Origin of the sequence: Tumidithrix elongata BACA0141 (assembly GCF_036349135.1) — a bacterium.
Classification (GTDB): Bacteria; Cyanobacteriota; Cyanobacteriia; order Pseudanabaenales; family Pseudanabaenaceae; genus Tumidithrix; species Tumidithrix elongata.
The window spans coordinates 16,943-32,615 of sequence record NZ_JAZBJZ010000034.1 but is presented as its reverse complement, the minus strand read 5'-3'; the positions used below and the strand labels follow the sequence as shown (position 1 = coordinate 32,615).

Below are 15,673 nucleotides of genomic sequence, written 5' to 3'. Positions count from 1 at the left end.
AATCTAAAACCTGATCTGTCGCAAATATTTAGGAAATTGGTATAAATTATAAAAAATATGGGGTTGCATTCATGAAACTATGGCAAAAAATGGCGATCGCAGGGCTGGTTTTAGGTATTTCGAGTTCATTTATGCCTAAAGCTTTTACGGCAACACTAGGTGAAACGACTGTAAATCAGGGTGCGATCGCTCAAATGAGCGTTGCAAGCGATTCCAGACTGACCAAAGAAGCGCTTCTCAATGCTGAATATCAAGTCCCTGACTACGGCAAATTTAGACTGGTCAACGGTCAATATGTCTACAAAACAGGGGCATCTCAAAAAACATCGATCAAACTTGAGACCTATACGGCGATCGTAGATCTAGACAAAGATGGGGCTAAAGACGCAGTCGTAGTTTTGAATGTCAGTCCTGGCGCTCCAAATAACTATAAGTTTTTAGCTATCGTCATGAATCAGCAAGGCACACCAGTGAATATAGATACTCTGTATTTGGACGATCGGATTAAGGTCAAGAAAATTGCGCTTCTAAAATCAGGTGAGATTGCTGTGACCATACTAAATCGAGAGCAAACAGGTACAAAAATTGTGAAATATAAACTGCAAGGGGGACGAATCGTAAGGGTGTAGATACCCCTAAACAGTATTAAAATTCTCTTAGGTCAGTATCGCAATTTTGTTGGGGCACGACAAATACTTAGGGGGATTTTTGAACATGGCTGTAAAAGCGTCAGACAAAACTTCACCTCGGAGTCAGAATCTATTCAATTCGGTTTTCCGATTTTTGTCTCTGCCAACGCCCTCGCCCAGTTCTACTCCTGATTACTACGAATGGCGAACGCAATTTATGCGATCGCGGCTTTATTTGCTGGCTTGGGTCGGCTTAATTTGCAACCTCAGTTTTATTGTTTGGACGCTTACGCTGAGGATTCTGCCAGAGAATATTGGACCCTCTGGTCATTTCGTTATTTTGGGCATACAAGTTCTAAATGTGGCAATTTTTATTGCTTGTATTCTTTTTTTGAGATTCTTTTTTAACAAGCACTATATTGGCTATTTTCTCTTAGTTCCTTCGCTCTCAACGATTTTATCTAGTCAAGTTATCGTTGGTCTTGGTGGTATCTACAGCCCTGCTTTTGTCGCTTGGGTTTTAATTTTTTTAGGGAATGCCACCCTAGTTCCCGTTCGTTGGCAGTTACACTTAACCTTGCAGATCGCCTCTTTTTTGGGCTATTTTGCAATTATCAGAGCTTTTGGAGAAGACATTGCCCATGTACTTACAATCACTTTAGGCGATCGCGCGATTCCATCAACCATCATCTTTTTATTGCTAATTTGGGTTTGCATCATGGAGAATCTTTCTGTGTTTCTCTACGAGCGCTTACAAAAGAGCGAATTTATGGCGCGATCGCAGCTCAACAAAGCCTATCAAGAGTTAACGTTTCAAAAAGAGCGATCGGAACAGCTTCTCCTCAATATTTTGCCCCAGTCTATTGCTGAACGCTTAAAGGATCGATCCCTGATCGTCGATAGTTTTGCGGATGTGACCGTTCTATTCGCTGATATTGTTGGTTTTACGCAACTCTCTGCGCAAATTCCGCCCAGTCAACTTGTGGAACTTCTCAATCAAATTTTTTCTCGATTCGATCGCTTGGCAGAAGGCAAACACCTAGAGAAAATCAAGACGATTGGCGATGCCTATATGGTGGTAGCGGGGCTACCCCTTCCCCTTACCAACCACGCGGAAGCGATCGCAGAAATGGCTTTGGGGATGCGAGAGGAAGTCAATCGCTTTAATCATGAGAGCGCATCTACCTTGCAAATTCGGATTGGAATCAGTAGCGGTCCTGTGGTGGCAGGGGTGATTGGGATTAAAAAATTTGCCTACGATCTCTGGGGAGATACGGTAAATACAGCCAGTCGCATGGAATCTCATGGTTTACCGAATTGCATTCAAGTGTCTGAGACCACCTATGCCCATCTCAAAGGGAAATATGAGTTTCAACTTCGCGAGGGGATTGACATCAAGGGGAAAGGCACGATGACAACCTATCTGTTGCAAGGAAAGCACCACAAACAGTAGGGAATTAATTTAAAGAGATCAACAGGAAAGCCCGAGCCTAGTTTACATTTCTTTACAATTCCACCAATCTGATGTAAAATTCCGATTACCTTCTTTAATCATCAAATCTAAAATTAAAAAATAAACGTTGCTATGACAGTCACATACCCCCGTAAGTTTCGAGATCAGCTCAGCGCTCAAGACATCTTAAATCAAGTTGTTTTAAATCGTGAAATTCACATGGTAACGCTCAATCGGTATCGCTTTAGCGAACAGCGCAGTTGTAAAGATCTAACAGATGTGATCGAACGTTTGAATGGAGAGCCTCGTCAACTCTGTAAAGAACTATCCCATCACGTCTCTGATGAAGCGCGTCATGCCTATTGGCTTACCGATCTGCTCTACGAACTAAACGAGCCCATTGGTACGCCACCAGGAACTTCTTATGTTGATGAATTTGAGCGGTTGCTCGATCGGAGCGTGCATGAGAATCCCGAAGATATATTGATTGATGCTTTGGCAGCGATCAATGTCACCGAAAAGCGTGGTTGCGAATATTTCTCGGCGCATATCAAGGCACTCAAAGCACTACCAAGCCCTGAAAATGACAAAATTAGGGAAACCATAGAAATGATTATGCCCGAAGAAGCGGCGCACGTTCGTTGGGGCAATGCTAAGTTAGCCGAAATTGCCAAAAAGAGTCCTCAGCATCGGGAAAGGGTAGAGAATGCGAAGCGCAAATATACAGCGATCGAGCAGGCAGCCTTTGAGTCTGGTATGGATGTGCTGGCAGGAGCTGAACTTCGTCGCGTAAACAACTTGATGAAGGTTGTCGATACCCTTCCATTGTGGCAACGTCCCCAATATCTGATGGAACATCTACCTCAAACGCTTTTCTCTCCCAAACTACAAAAAACCCGTATAGATCTCGTCCAAAAGGCTTGGGAACGCGATCCCATTCAGTTTGTTGAGAAGTTCATTCCAATGTTTTTTAGTGCAAATCTCAAAGCTACTCAAAAAGCAGAGAGCAATTAACCTTGAGTTCGGGCTAAGGATTTTTGGATATTGCGAATCAGTTCCTTCACAGCAAAGGTTCCAATGCCCCAGCCCCCTTAAAAAAAGGGAGAAGAGGTTCTTCTTGATTCTTCCCCTTTTTAAGGGAAATTGAGGGGGATCTTGAAGGGATATTTATTAGACACAACATCAAAGATAGGCAGTAGTGGCATTCTTATTTGTAATGAGTTTGAGCATTTGGTTCGCCCAATTCGCATAGGCAGGATTGGTTTTACTTTCATTGAGAACAGTTAGACAACGCTGTACTAGGCATTCACGAGAACATTGACCAGGGTGTTTGCAGTAATTTTCGCGGATTTGATCTGGGCATTTGTAGGAAACCATAAGAACCTCCTAGGAAGTATTTATACCTAATTCTACTCCTCGAACCATGAAAGGAGATCGACCTTAGTAATTCGTAAAATATGGTTTTGGAATCCTTGTAATGCTTTTCTGGATAGGGTTTTAGATCTACTAAGGATCGTGAACTAAATTACCTGCAATTCTAATGGTGTAGAGTCATTATTTTAGAATGCCCATTATTTCTAAAGAACAGCACCTTAATAAATCCACGATCCTAAATGGAGTGAGAGAGAAATGCTATCGGAGTATGACAAATCATTGCATCCGATCGCATAGGATTGCTATGTCAAGGTTCAAAAGCTAGAATGGCAAGTGTGTTCGGGCATTAGAATGCCTGTAGGTGGTACGAAATTCAGCGTGAATGCGATCGCTATCAATTCCTACCTTTGTAAAGTTGCCGCTAAACATCGCTAAATTTATAAAATTGTTCAGAGAGTTTCACCCTATGACCCTGCCGCCTCATGCTGCCTTAACCAAACAAGAACTGCTCGATCGCTACGCTAAAGGAGAACGTAATTTCGAGCAAACTCATTTACATGACGTCGATATGCAAGGCGTGGCACTGCACGGTATTGACCTAAGCGAGTCTATTCTTACCCATGTCAACTTTAGCGGTGCAGACCTACGAGGTGCCGATCTGGGATGGGCAGATCTCAGCCGCGCCAATCTTGAAAAAGCCGATCTGCGGGGAGCAATTCTCACACGAACCGATCTCAGTCGTGCCAATTTACAAGGAGCAAATCTACTTAAAGCCGATCTCAGTTTGTCTAAACTCGACCATACCAAAATCAGTGGAGCAATCATGCCCGACGGTTCTGTCCATGAATAATGTAAAACTATAAATTATCGTTAGGCATCAACTAGAGAATTTCTGAAGAGAGGTTCTATTCAACTGAACTTGGGATTAATTGCGTAAATGCTTTAGCAACCGTTCAAATCCTTCGGGTAAAGGCGCGATCGCTTCAATCGCCTCGCCACTGATAGGATGGATAAAGGTCAAACGCCAAGCATGTAATGCCTGTCCTGTTAGATATTTCGCGAATTGCTTTGCCATTGCCTTGGCATTGAGGCTGTACACAGGATCGTTGGCGATCGCGTGCCCCATATGCGCTGCATGTACGCGAATTTGATGGGTGCGCCCAGTTTCTAAATCGAATTTTAATAGGGAGAAATTGCGCAATACCTCTTGGACTTGCCAATGGGTAATCGCAGGTCTACCATCTGCCACCACTGCCATCTTTTTGCGATCGTTCCTATGCCGACCAATTGCCGCCTCAATCGTGCCAGAATTTATTTTGGGGATGCCATGCACGATACCCAAATATTCTCGTCGCGCTGTTTTAGCTTGGATCTGTGCCTGTAAATGTTGATGTGCTTGGTCAGTCTTGGCAACTACGATCGCGCCACTCGTGTCTTTGTCTAGGCGATGCACAATGCCCGGACGCTGAACGCCATTAATTCCCGATAAACTGCTGCCTGATCCGTTACTACCTAGGAGGAGGTTCGGCTCTTCTTCTAATTCGTCAAACGCTGAAGTTTGAGCCTCTAAATTTTGCCCTTCTACAATTTGCCCCTCTAAAATTTGGCAATGGGCTAATAGCGCATTCACTAAAGTTCCGTCTTCATGACCTGGGGCGGGGTGGACGACCAAGCCTGCGGGTTTATTAATGACCAACAGATGTTCGTCTTCGTAAAGAATATCTAGCGGAATCGACTGTGCGATTAGGTCAAGAGGCTTCGTTGCAGGAATTTCAATTGTCAGGCGATCGCCACTTTTTACCAAGGTTTTCTTATCGTCGCAAACACGGTCATTTAGGCAGACCAAGCCAGATTCGATTAGTTTTTGCAAACGCGATCGCGACATATCTGGGAGTTGTTGAGTCAGAAAGCGATCGATCCGATCCCCAACCAGATCGGGTGGTACAGCAATCATTAAATGGGTATTGGGGATATCTAACGGAGCCGAAGAAAGCATAGCCATAGATTTATCATGAGCTTTGAGATTTAGCCGTTTTCCACCTACAGCCTATGTCTACAGTAGGCTCGAAAGGAGGATTTCTAGATGTGACAAGTTTTGTGTAGCATATTTGTCATAATGGTTAGTTATTCGTGGCATACACAAAAGTTACCAAACAAAAACTATCGTGGCTCATACTTTTTTGATGCAACCGGGCAGGTGGTCGTTTGAAGGCAGTTGGCTAGACCGCGAAGCTCTAGCGATTCCTGTAAAGGGAAGAACTTTAGTCGGGTGGTCTAAAGATAACTTTTGGTTCACGATGGTGACCGAACTCACCTTTCCTGACAGCGATCGCGCCAAAGTTACCTTAACCTATCGGGGCCGCATCGATGCGGATGAACGTAGATTTACGTTTGTATTGGAGCATAGCGAGATGGGTAGAGTTGAGGGCGAAGGCTTAGTCGCCCCTGATTCGATCGTGCAACGCTATTGGGTGATGGGTGACAAAAAAATGCGTACGGGTTTTCAAACCCTCTATAAACAAGATGCCGATCGCTATCTTTTGTCTAGCGGCATTGTGGGCGGGCAAAACCTAGAAAGTACGATGGAAGCCGTTCTGACGCGGCAACATTAGTGTTTAGATTCGTCAGTTTTCAGTTTTGAATACCGATTACCTTTTTCCCTAAAATGTAATCCTGATAGCGGATAGCTCAGTGCTGAGCGATACAATAAATCCAACGTAGGTTTTTTGAGGGGTTAAATGCTAACAGATAACGATCGCGTCCAGGTGCTCAGCGAAGCTTTGCCCTATATGCAAAAGTTTGCAGGGCGAACCATTGTCGTCAAATATGGTGGCGCGGCGATGAAAGAAGAACACTTACGACAGGGCGTGATGCGTGATGTCGTCACGATGTCATTTATGGGGCTTCGTCCAGTTTTAGTCCATGGAGGAGGCCCTGAGATCAATACATGGCTGACTAAATTAAATATTCAGCCTCAATTTATAAATGGCTTGCGCGTTACCGATGCGCCCACGATGGAAGTCGTAGAAATGGTATTGGTTGGGCGCGTAAATAAACAGATTGTGGAGCTGATCAATCTTGAAGGGGGCTCTGCTGTAGGTTTGTGTGGTAAAGACGGCAATTTGATCCGTGCTAGACCTCAAGGTGACGAAGCGATCGGGTTTGTCGGCGAAGTTAGTAGTATTGACATCAGGTTACTCGATACCCTGCTCAAGGCTGGTCATATTCCAGTGGTTTCCAGTGTTGCTTGCGATGAGACAGGTCAGGCTTACAATATCAATGCAGATACGGTGGCGGGTGAGTTGGCAGCGGCTCTGGGTGCTGAAAAACTCGTACTCCTCACGGATATCTCAGGAATTTTAGAAGATTACAAGGATCCAAGTAGTCTAATTCACAGTTTGAGTATTCAACAGGCGAGAGAGCTGATCGAGAGAGGTGTGGTCAGTGGGGGCATGATCCCTAAAGTACAATGTTGCGTGCGATCGCTCGCTCAGGGGGTCAAGGCGGCTCATATCGTGGATGGGCGTGTGCCTCATTCTCTGTTGCTAGAGGTATTTACCAATAGTGGTGTGGGTTCGATGTTAGTTGCCTCCGATCCAGCAAATGGTGAAATTATCTAAGATTGGTTAATTTCTGACAAATATCAAATCCTCAAGGGCAAAGCATTTGCAAAGCAGTCTTTTCCGCGATCGCAGATCTACTGATGCGAATGCTTCGCTCCCACTATTCTTTAAGAATTCATTACCAAAGTGTCTGGTCAGCCGCCCAAATCTGATGATTCTGGTTCTAAACCCACTGCTCAACCCAGTGCTAAATCTACTGACCAACCAACGGACAAGCCTATTCCTCAACCAAGTTCTAAACAGAGTTTTATATCAAGGTTTACACCAAGGTTTAAGTTAAAACCTAACGGGAAAATCACTTCTCCAATTTGGCTATGGCTGGCAATTTTGCTGCTTTGTAGTTCCTTAATTAATACCCTGTTGGTTTTGTTGATGGTTTACCAGCGATATCTGGCGATCGCGGGAATTGCGATCTTGCTATTACTACCAACCATTACAACCTTAACGGACTATTCCTTGACGGCTTGGGGCTATGTTTTGAGCGGGGTGGTAATTTTTGCAGCTTTAATTTTTTGGGCAAAGGCTTCGGCTGTCACTTTGATTATTGCGGCAATTATTTGGATGGGAATTATTGCAATTCCGATAACCGTTGAAAAAATGATCGGAGCATCCTTTAGTCGCGTAACCACAATAATTATATTGAGCATGGTTTGTCTGCTTGGCTTAGCGATCGCTTGGTTAACCGTTTGGTTCCAGAGTTGACGTTCCGAAATTTCGAGCGAACTCCTTCTAAGTGATTCACTTTGACATGTCTAACATCCGTTGCATGGGGCGCAGCGCCGCCAAACGAATTGACTCATCTAAGGTCACTTCAGGGGTGCGATGCTTCATGGCAAGATAGAGCTTTTCTAAGGTGTTTAGACGCATGTGAGGGCATTGATTGCAAGCGCAACCATTATCAGGTGGCGCAGGAATCAAGAGTTTGTCGGGTGCCATCTTTTGCATCTGATGAATCACACCTTCTTCCGTAACAACGATGAATGCTTGGCTGGAACTAGTTTGCACGTATTTTAAAAGCCCCGTAGTTGAGCCAATATAGTCAGCATGTCTCAGGACATTGGGTTCGCATTCAGGATGGGCAATAATTTCAGCATGGGGATGCTCTTGTTTGAGTTCCACCAATTTGCGTTCTGAAAAGATCTCATGCACGATGCAAGCACCCTGCCACAGCACCAAATCTCGACCTGTCTGTTCGGCAACATAGCGACCCAAGTTGCGATCGGGCGCGAAGATAATCGGCCGATCCTTAGGAATTTGATTGACGATCGCCACAGCATTGGCACTCGTACAGATAATATCGCTCATCGCTTTAATCGCCGCCGAGCAATTTATGTAGGAAATCACTAAATGATCGGGATGTTTGGCTTTAAATTCGGCAAATTGTGCGGGAGGGCAACTGTCTGCGAGAGAACAACCTGCGTTTAAATCTGGTAAGAGAACCTGTTTGTTGGGGTTAAAAATTTTGGCTGTTTCTGCCATGAAATGAACGCCTAAAAATACGATGACATCGGCTTGACAGTTGGCGGCAGTTTGAGAGAGACCCAACGAATCGCCGATATAGTCTGCAACGTCCTGTAGATCTGGCTCTTGATAATAGTGGGCAAGAATTACAGCATTGAGTTGCTGCTTGAGTTCGGCGATCGCCTCAAACAGATCGTGGGGGATTTGAGAAAATGCTGTCGCTTGTTGTTGTCGATCGCTTTTGGGTAAGGTAAGAAACACGGCTTGCCTCGGCTGGTGAGTTAGTGAAGGAGTTTATATTGCTTATCATCTTTAAGATATAAATAATTATAGTACTAATTACCAAAATATACTACTCCGATAGATAGATTTTGCAGGAATTCAGAGCCTAAACTTTTAAAGGTCGGGGCTCTTGCACCCATTCCAAAGCAATCACCTAATGGCTTGCTTCTCGCCAAGCTTGAGGTTGTTGGAAATGATAAATATCTCTAATTAACTGCGCCCAGCTATCGGCGAGAGAATCTAGAAGGCGATCGCCTTTCTCTTTGGTCGCTACAGTCGGATCGCCCAAAACGCCACTCTTACTCAAATCTCTGGTGACCCAAGCAAAGGGATTGGCTCCTTCCATAGATAGCAAACTATGCTGCGGCAACCCATGGGGATATTCTGTAATGGCTTTGTCCATATGCACGCGATCGGGTAAAAGCGATAGCATGAGACTGGTTTCGGCATCTCCCCCGTGAATTCCCAATTCCATTTCCTTCGCAGTTAGGAATTCAGCGGCGACATGAGGAACTCGCCATGTAAATAGAGGAAACACCATAAAGTCTGGATATTTCTGATGGATGTCTCTCGCGACCAATTCTAAAATTTGGGGTTGTCCGCCGTGGGAGTTCATCAATACCAATTTGCGAAATCCTGCTCGATAAATGCTCTCGGCTACATCCGTTAAGACAGCCAGCATGGTTTGAGTGGTCAGCGTAATCGTGCCCGCAAAATCATCGTGTTCGCTAGATTTGCCATAGTAAAGTGGTGGCAAGCTATAGGCGGGAATTTCTGGTTCTAGTTTCTCGAGTGCTTTACCTAATACCCCCATACTAATGGCTGAATCAACTACAAGGGGCAAATGCGCGCCATGTTGTTCGATCGCCCCCATCGGTTGCACGATCGCCACATTCGCCTTGTTAGGCATCGCCGCAATCTCTTGCCAAGTCAGGTAGGCAAAAAAGCGATCGGGCGGAATAAAAGAGTGAATCATATGCGCTCAACCCATAACCAGTAAAAACAACTGTAACTTGCGTATGATTGTAGTAGTAAGATTCAAAGCAGTTTTTGTGGTTACCACCTAAAACTCGTAGCATTCGTTATAAGCTTGCGAAAACACCCAGAACGCTCAGGAAAATCATCATGAAAGGCGGCATCCGCATCGGCAAAATCTTTGGCATTCCCCTACATCTCGATCCATCGTGGTTTTTAATCGTGGGGTTAATGGCTTTTTGGTTTAGCGCATACTATGCCAAGTTGTCCCCCAATTTTTCATGGGCATACGGTTTGTTGAACGCTTTGTTGCTGTTTTTATCTGTACTCCTGCACGAGCTAGGTCATAGTCTTACTGCTAAAGCTCAAGGCATTGAAGTTACTTCTATTACCCTGTACCCCTTTGGTGGCACATCTTCTTTCGATCGCGAATTTAAAAGTCCTTGGATTTTATTTAGCGTTTCGATCGCTGGACCTTTAGTCAATCTCATTTTAGGAATGCTGCTAATTAGTTTAGCTTGGACTATTGGTGGTGACAGTATCTTTATCACTAGTCCCCAAGCCCCAAATAGTCTGGTTGCTATTATAGGCTCGCTCAGGACTATTTGGGGCTTTATGGCTTTGAATATAGCTTACATCAACATTATCCTAGGCGTGTTTAACCTAATTCCGGGGTTGCCTCTGGATGGGGGACAGGTACTCAAAGCCGCAGTGTGGCAAATTACGGGCGATCGCACGACAGGTATTCGTTGGGCAGCGAGATCGGGGCAGATTTTAGGGATTGTGGCAATGCTTCAAGGTGTCCTGTTGATTGCGAGTCAACGTCTGTTTGACGGCTTCTTTCTGATGCTACTGGGATGGTTTGTGATGAATCAAGCCTTGCGCCACCTTCAAATCACCAACCTTCAGCAGGCATTACAGGAACTCACTGCCGAAGAAGCCATGACCAGGGACTTTCGCATTGTGGATGCCGATATGACCCTACGCAGGTTTGCCGACGAGTTTTTACTCATGGAAGATAAGAACGCCGATCCAGTCTATTTTGCTTCCTCAAATGGTCGCGATCGCGGCATCATTTTAGCTGAAGAAATTCGCCATGTCGATCGCAGTGAATGGGAAAACAAAACCCTACATAGTATCGTTAAACCCCTACCATCGATTGACTCGGTAGAGCTAAAGACCAAAATTCCATCGGTGATTAATTTGCTAGAAGAAAAGAAGGCTCGCTATTTGCCTGTTCTTTCTCAAGTCGGTTCCGTTGCTGGCATTGTCGATCGCGGCGATGTGATTCGGGCTTTATCTCGCAAATTTAACTGGAAAATTCCTGAAGCCTATATCCAAAACATCAAAAAAGAAGGGAAGTTCCCACCCGAACTTCCCCTTGCAGATATTTCTGCCCAGATCCCCTAGCGATCGCGAGTTTCAGAAAATCGATTTTGCAAGTTTACTCCAAATCTTCTATCCATCCTCAGCAACGCGATGCAAGGTCTTCTCGCCGATCGCTTCGTGCCTTGGATTATCCACCAATCCTGTTTCTAATAGTACGACTCCAAAAAAAATCGCCCATCCCTTAGCCCGTTGCAGGGTTGCCTCAGAAATATTTACATCATAGGCAGCGATCGCTTGCTGACGAGTATGGCGATCGCCGAAAAGCATCCATATCGCAGCGAGATCTGTGGCAATATCACCTGACGTCATATCACCCCAATCGATGATGCCTGAGATCGCTCCCTTCTCCACAAGAATATTGCGTGGGTGCAAGTCGCCATGCAGCCATTTTGCTTCAACGTCAATGGGTGCGTTTAAAGCGGTTTCCCAAATATGCCCGATCGCTTGAGGGAGTGGATAATTGCTTGCCTCCAGCCGTTGCATCCGCTCTTCTACAGAAGCTGCCCTTTGCATCAAAGGAACGCCGCGAAATGGATTAGAGGGGGCATCAAAGGGTGCGGGTATATGCAGCGATCGCAGAAATGCTGCAAAATGTTTTGCCTGATTTGGATGAGGTTCCTCGCGATCGGCCGTTTTACCTGATATCCAGGGCAACACGCTCCATCGCCAAGGATAATTTTTAGCGGACTTGCCTATCCTAAAGGGTTTAGGGACAGGGATAGGAAGCCGATCTGCCAAGCGTGGAAGCCAAGTTTGCTCGTTTGCGATCGGAGTGGCTGCTATTTTTCGGCGTGGCAGTCTTACCACCAATTCATCCCCCAGTCGAAACATCACATTATCCCAACCAGAATCCATGAGATGAATCGGCAGGTGTGCCAGATCGGGATGCTGAACTTCCAATAGGCTACGGACGAGATCCGCATCTATTTGAAGTTCAGAGACTGGCATTCCACTCGAACTTAAGTTCTTCTGTACCTGCATGGGACGACCCTACGAATTTCAAATCAAACTTGTTCCTGCATCTTCACTTCATAATCTGTGGGAAACTTACAACGATGAAACCTAGCGCCATGCCAGTTAACCTTCATAAGAACTGCCTCAGAAAAATCGCAGTTTGCCAAAACCGCACTCGAAAAGTTGGCGTCCGTTAAATTTGCACCCTTAAATAGAGTTCCAGAGGGGCTTTTGATAATTTCAAGCCCGATAACAAATCGAGGAATTGATAATAGAAGCATCCAAAGGGCAAATCCACCCAAAATAATACCCATTAACTGAAATGCCTGAGAAAATGCGTAAATTGTCATGGCTAAAGCAACCATAAAACCTATTATGAAAAGATACGCAATTTCAAGCTCTCGTACATGGTGTTTTTCTTTACCATCTGTTCCCACATCTTTTACTGCGATCGGAGACTGACTCATGAAGGAAACCACTGCCAAGAATATTAGGAGTAGGAGTCCAACTAAAATATTTAGCAAAATGGAGATCGGGGTCTGTTGCCAAGTTTTTCCAGTTTTAACACCAAAGAAATTTGCTCCAGTCAAGTCCGCATCACTAAAATCACAACCGCGCAGATCTGAATGAGAAAAGTCATGACCTGCAAGTTTTCTGCCCTTAAAGGAGCGATTTCTTAAATCCTGCTCTGCGTAACTAAGATTGTTGAACATAAGTAGAGAAATTAGACTGTTACCATACTTCTAAATCACCTATGCTGACTGTATTAATGAGAGCTGACGTTAGGTAAGAAGTTAGAAAAGCATCTTTCCGTTAATTTGACCAGTGATTGAACTCAATTACTTTTGGTGTTTAAGATTAGAAATTACAAAAAATTATCAAGGGTAATCATTTCCTTCCGATCGGAATCATCGTATTTCGTAGAGTTTTGTTGAGATTTCAATATTTCAGAAATACTTGCATCTAAATTCGATTCTTTGCTTTTTGTCGCAACTTGATTGAGATTAGGTTCAGACGCGAGATCGAACTCGTCAAATAGGGAGTCAATCGACTCATTATTTTTTTCATTACTTTCAATCTCAACTGAACGCTCTTGTGATTTCCAGTTTGCCATAGGTTTAGCGTCTGACTTCAAGTTCGGTTGAATGTTTGGTTGAGAAGTATCTCGCAAACCAGAAGCAACCTTTCCCTCGGAGCCAAAATCATCTAGAAAATCACCTACAGTCAAAGATGGTTCGCCTGTTATGTCTGACAGGGATGCTTGACTGACCGCGATCGCTTGTTTAGAGCCTTGACTGCGAAGATTCGGTTCTAAATCTTGAATCAAATCATCCAACAGATTCTCAGAGACCGTAGCGAATCCTCCTGCTTTCACATTTGTGCCCAAATCTTTTTGGGCGACATCCTCTACTGCAACAGGAGCAATTTGTGAATTGATGGGCATATCATCAACGTCCAAGGTAATACCGCCATGCTGGCTTGGTGTGGGCTCTTCGTCCTCCTGAGCAGGCTCAAAATATACCTGCGTTACTAGCCGAATTTTGACCTTTTGCCAGGGTTGTCCTGGCTGTAAAACCGAAACATTGGTGATAATTTGATCGCCTTTCTCATCAGTGCTGCTATATTCGGAGATGGTATCCAAAAGATTCCTAAGATTTGGGTTCGTTGCAACCGAAGAGAACGAAAAGTTAGATTTGTTGATTGCCTGCATCAGTTCCGAAAGTGTGGCTAGACATCTCACTGTTCCCGCACGTTCATCGATAAAGCGAATAATGATGTCTTGATATTCTTGCTGATTGCGCTTTAGTTGAGAGAGTTTCTGCACGAGAATGAGACCTTTCTGATTTTGAGGCTGACCGAGTAGGGTTGTGGTGTTCTCGGCAGGAATTGATAGAGAACTGACTGCGGGCGAGACTAGAGAAAACTCACTCTCCCAGACCAAGGCGTTATTCTCTGCCTTACGTGCAGAGATTCGCACCTTTTTGACTGATTCAACTTGTAAAATCACCATACCCCGATGGATCAGTTCCACAACTGACTTTTGATTGGGAACTTGGGCTGACAGTAAAACAACCCGAAGGCAGTCCCGCTCCATGCTGGCTTGGGCAACAATCCCCTTTGGTTGTAGAGAGCGGTTGATTAATGCAGCGATCGCAGCGGCATCCCCCTGCTTAGCCAGCTCTAAAATGCTTAACTGCTGTGTCATATTCTTTACCAGAACGACTGTAATTTGCTCTTACGGCGCATCTCTAGATTTCAATGAAAAGCCCTTGCATAATGGGCACGGAAACCAGCCTACCCTAAACTTTGTCGATCAAAATCATGATTTGACTGATACTGTCCCCCACAAGACTCTCGGTCATCTTATCAACGTAGCCTTGCCTATTTTCAAACAAATTGTCAAGAGATTGTAATAAGTTTTCTGGATTTAGATCCTCTTCAGGCAAAACAGCACTATATCCCTGTTTCTGGAAAGATTGAGCGTTGAGAATTTGGTCGCCTCGACTGGCAGCTTTTGATAGAGGAATGAGTAAATGGGGCTTTTTGAGGGCTAGCCATTCAAAAATTGAGTTAGCACCTGCCCTAGAAACAATTACATCCGCGATCGCTAAAACATCCGCCAGTTCGCTACCCAAATATTCAAATTGTTTGTAGTGTTTATAGGCATCGAATGCTGGATTGAGATTATTCTTCCCACATACATGCACGACTTGAAATTTCTGGGTAAGTACGCCTAAAACTGACCAAATCGCTTGATTAATCTTGCCCGAACCCGTGCTACCACCTACCACAAACAAAACGGGTAGCCCCGTATTAAACCCGCAGAGTTGCCTACCGATTTCAGGATTCCCTTTGAGAATTTCCTGCCGAATCGGGAGCCCCGTACATATTGTCCGATTGGAATACTTCCGTAGGTGTTTCAGCGTCTCGGGAAAGGTGACGCAGATCTGTGTGGCTAAAGGGAGCGAAATTTTGTTAGCCAATCCTGGGGTAATGTCAGACTCATGGACGATAACGGGAATTCGTTGCAGCCAACTTGCCAAAATTACGGGCACGGTCACAAACCCACCCTTAGAAAAGACAACTTGGGGCTTTAGGCGTTTAAGGGCGCAATAAGCATCAAAAATCCCTTTAATCACCTTAAAGGGATCGGTAAAGTTCTTGAGATCGAAATATCGTCTGAGTTTGCCAGAGGCAATGCCATGATAGGGAATCCCAAGGTCGGTAATTAGCTGCTTTTCAATGCCGTTGGCTGAGCCAATGTATTCAACCTGCCAGCCAGATGCTTTGAGCTTTGGCAAGAGAGCAATATTGGGCGTCACATGCCCTGCCGTACCTCCCCCTGTGAGAATAATTTTTTTAGATTCTCGCAATTGGGATGGCTGTTGACTTGACATGGGATTCGGGATTGGTGACTCACCCCATTTTATCTATGTTTGTTACGCTTCGCAGCTAGGAATTCGAGCTTAGCGGTTAGCAAAAAGTTATAGTCGGACGATCTTCGTCTAAAGCTGATTTCCTGTATGAATGCC

The 15,673-nt window shown here is 44.7% G+C and carries 15 protein-coding genes; 8 read left to right on the top strand and 7 right to left on the bottom strand.

Annotated elements, in window-relative coordinates:
• Positions 1-71: 71 nt before the first annotated feature.
• The 4 genes from V2H45_RS10575 to V2H45_RS10560 all read left to right on the top strand — a co-directional run bounded on the left by V2H45_RS10575 (position 72) and on the right by V2H45_RS10560 (position 4,306).
• On the top strand, positions 72-629 hold the full coding sequence (locus V2H45_RS10575) for a hypothetical protein (protein ID WP_330483608.1): 558 nt from the start codon (positions 72-74) through the stop codon (positions 627-629).
• Between the two features lie 85 nt (positions 630-714).
• Positions 715-2,082: an adenylate/guanylate cyclase domain-containing protein gene (locus tag V2H45_RS10570; RefSeq protein WP_330483607.1), complete on the top strand. Its 1,368-nt coding sequence runs from the start codon at positions 715-717 to the stop codon at positions 2,080-2,082.
• Positions 2,083-2,214: 132 nt separating this feature from the next.
• Positions 2,215-3,096: a ferritin-like domain-containing protein gene (locus tag V2H45_RS10565; protein WP_330483606.1), complete on the top strand. Its 882-nt coding sequence runs from the start codon at positions 2,215-2,217 to the stop codon at positions 3,094-3,096.
• A gap of 826 nt (positions 3,097-3,922) precedes the next feature.
• Entirely contained in the window at positions 3,923-4,306 is a 384-nt protein-coding gene (locus V2H45_RS10560; protein ID WP_330483605.1) for a pentapeptide repeat-containing protein, read from the top strand.
• Between the two features lie 75 nt (positions 4,307-4,381).
• Here V2H45_RS10560 and V2H45_RS10555 read toward each other — a convergent pair whose 3' ends face one another.
• Positions 4,382-5,410, bottom strand: coding sequence for an RluA family pseudouridine synthase (locus V2H45_RS10555; RefSeq protein WP_408648766.1), 1,029 nt, complete (start codon positions 5,408-5,410; stop codon positions 4,382-4,384).
• Positions 5,411-5,621: 211 nt separating this feature from the next.
• Between V2H45_RS10555 and V2H45_RS10550 the strand changes: the two genes are divergently transcribed.
• From V2H45_RS10550 to V2H45_RS10540, 3 genes are all read left to right on the top strand, one after another.
• Complete coding sequence (locus V2H45_RS10550) at positions 5,622-6,068, top strand: hypothetical protein (protein ID WP_330483603.1); 447 nt, start codon at positions 5,622-5,624, stop codon at positions 6,066-6,068.
• 126 nt (positions 6,069-6,194) lie between these two features.
• Positions 6,195-7,076: an acetylglutamate kinase gene (argB, locus tag V2H45_RS10545; protein WP_330483602.1), complete on the top strand. Its 882-nt coding sequence runs from the start codon at positions 6,195-6,197 to the stop codon at positions 7,074-7,076.
• A 129-nt stretch (positions 7,077-7,205) separates the two neighbouring features.
• Complete coding sequence (locus tag V2H45_RS10540) at positions 7,206-7,781, top strand: PT domain-containing protein (protein WP_330483601.1); 576 nt, start codon at positions 7,206-7,208, stop codon at positions 7,779-7,781.
• Between the two features lie 36 nt (positions 7,782-7,817).
• Here V2H45_RS10540 and nadA read toward each other — a convergent pair whose 3' ends face one another.
• Both nadA and V2H45_RS10530 read right to left on the bottom strand, forming a co-directional pair.
• Complete coding sequence (gene nadA, locus V2H45_RS10535; protein ID WP_330483600.1) at positions 7,818-8,801, bottom strand: quinolinate synthase NadA; 984 nt, start codon at positions 8,799-8,801, stop codon at positions 7,818-7,820.
• A 175-nt stretch (positions 8,802-8,976) separates the two neighbouring features.
• Complete coding sequence (locus tag V2H45_RS10530) at positions 8,977-9,798, bottom strand: creatininase family protein (protein WP_330483599.1); 822 nt, start codon at positions 9,796-9,798, stop codon at positions 8,977-8,979.
• A gap of 149 nt (positions 9,799-9,947) precedes the next feature.
• On the opposite strand from V2H45_RS10530, the gene V2H45_RS10525 reads away from it, so the two are divergent.
• Positions 9,948-11,207 (top strand): site-2 protease family protein, encoded by a 1,260-nt coding sequence (locus V2H45_RS10525; protein ID WP_330483598.1) that lies wholly within the window; start codon positions 9,948-9,950, stop codon positions 11,205-11,207.
• 48 nt (positions 11,208-11,255) lie between these two features.
• Here the strand turns inward: V2H45_RS10525 and V2H45_RS10520 are convergent, their stop codons facing one another.
• The 4 genes from V2H45_RS10520 to V2H45_RS10505 form a co-directional block, all read right to left on the bottom strand.
• A complete protein-coding gene (locus V2H45_RS10520) occupies positions 11,256-12,167 on the bottom strand; it encodes an aminoglycoside phosphotransferase family protein (protein WP_330483597.1) in 912 nt (303 codons plus the stop codon).
• 23 nt (positions 12,168-12,190) lie between these two features.
• Entirely contained in the window at positions 12,191-12,853 is a 663-nt protein-coding gene (locus tag V2H45_RS10515; protein WP_330483596.1) for a pentapeptide repeat-containing protein, read from the bottom strand.
• Positions 12,854-13,005: 152 nt separating this feature from the next.
• Positions 13,006-14,346: a hypothetical protein gene (locus tag V2H45_RS10510; protein ID WP_330483595.1), complete on the bottom strand. Its 1,341-nt coding sequence runs from the start codon at positions 14,344-14,346 to the stop codon at positions 13,006-13,008.
• Between the two features lie 94 nt (positions 14,347-14,440).
• Positions 14,441-15,538 (bottom strand): undecaprenyldiphospho-muramoylpentapeptide beta-N-acetylglucosaminyltransferase, encoded by a 1,098-nt coding sequence (locus tag V2H45_RS10505; RefSeq protein WP_330483594.1) that lies wholly within the window; start codon positions 15,536-15,538, stop codon positions 14,441-14,443.
• Positions 15,539-15,673: the final 135 nt, after the last annotated feature.

Excerpts from the sequence above, each read along its gene's own strand:
- V2H45_RS10575 (WP_330483608.1), top strand. The coding sequence starts at position 72 with ATGAAACTATGGCAAAAAATGGCGATCGCAGGGCTGGTTTTAGGTATT.
- V2H45_RS10570 (WP_330483607.1), top strand. The coding sequence starts at position 715 with ATGGCTGTAAAAGCGTCAGACAAAACTTCACCTCGGAGTCAGAATCTA.
- V2H45_RS10565 (WP_330483606.1), top strand. The coding sequence starts at position 2,215 with ATGACAGTCACATACCCCCGTAAGTTTCGAGATCAGCTCAGCGCTCAA.
- V2H45_RS10560 (WP_330483605.1), top strand. The coding sequence starts at position 3,923 with ATGACCCTGCCGCCTCATGCTGCCTTAACCAAACAAGAACTGCTCGAT.
- V2H45_RS10555 (WP_408648766.1), bottom strand. The coding sequence starts at position 5,410 with ATGATTGCTGTACCACCCGATCTGGTTGGGGATCGGATCGATCGCTTT.
- argB (WP_330483602.1), top strand. The coding sequence starts at position 6,195 with ATGCTAACAGATAACGATCGCGTCCAGGTGCTCAGCGAAGCTTTGCCC.
- V2H45_RS10530 (WP_330483599.1), bottom strand. The coding sequence starts at position 9,798 with ATGATTCACTCTTTTATTCCGCCCGATCGCTTTTTTGCCTACCTGACT.
- V2H45_RS10525 (WP_330483598.1), top strand. The coding sequence starts at position 9,948 with ATGAAAGGCGGCATCCGCATCGGCAAAATCTTTGGCATTCCCCTACAT.
- V2H45_RS10520 (WP_330483597.1), bottom strand. The coding sequence starts at position 12,167 with ATGCAGGTACAGAAGAACTTAAGTTCGAGTGGAATGCCAGTCTCTGAA.
- V2H45_RS10515 (WP_330483596.1), bottom strand. The coding sequence starts at position 12,853 with ATGTTCAACAATCTTAGTTACGCAGAGCAGGATTTAAGAAATCGCTCC.
- V2H45_RS10510 (WP_330483595.1), bottom strand. The coding sequence starts at position 14,346 with ATGACACAGCAGTTAAGCATTTTAGAGCTGGCTAAGCAGGGGGATGCC.
- V2H45_RS10505 (WP_330483594.1), bottom strand. The coding sequence starts at position 15,538 with ATGTCAAGTCAACAGCCATCCCAATTGCGAGAATCTAAAAAAATTATT.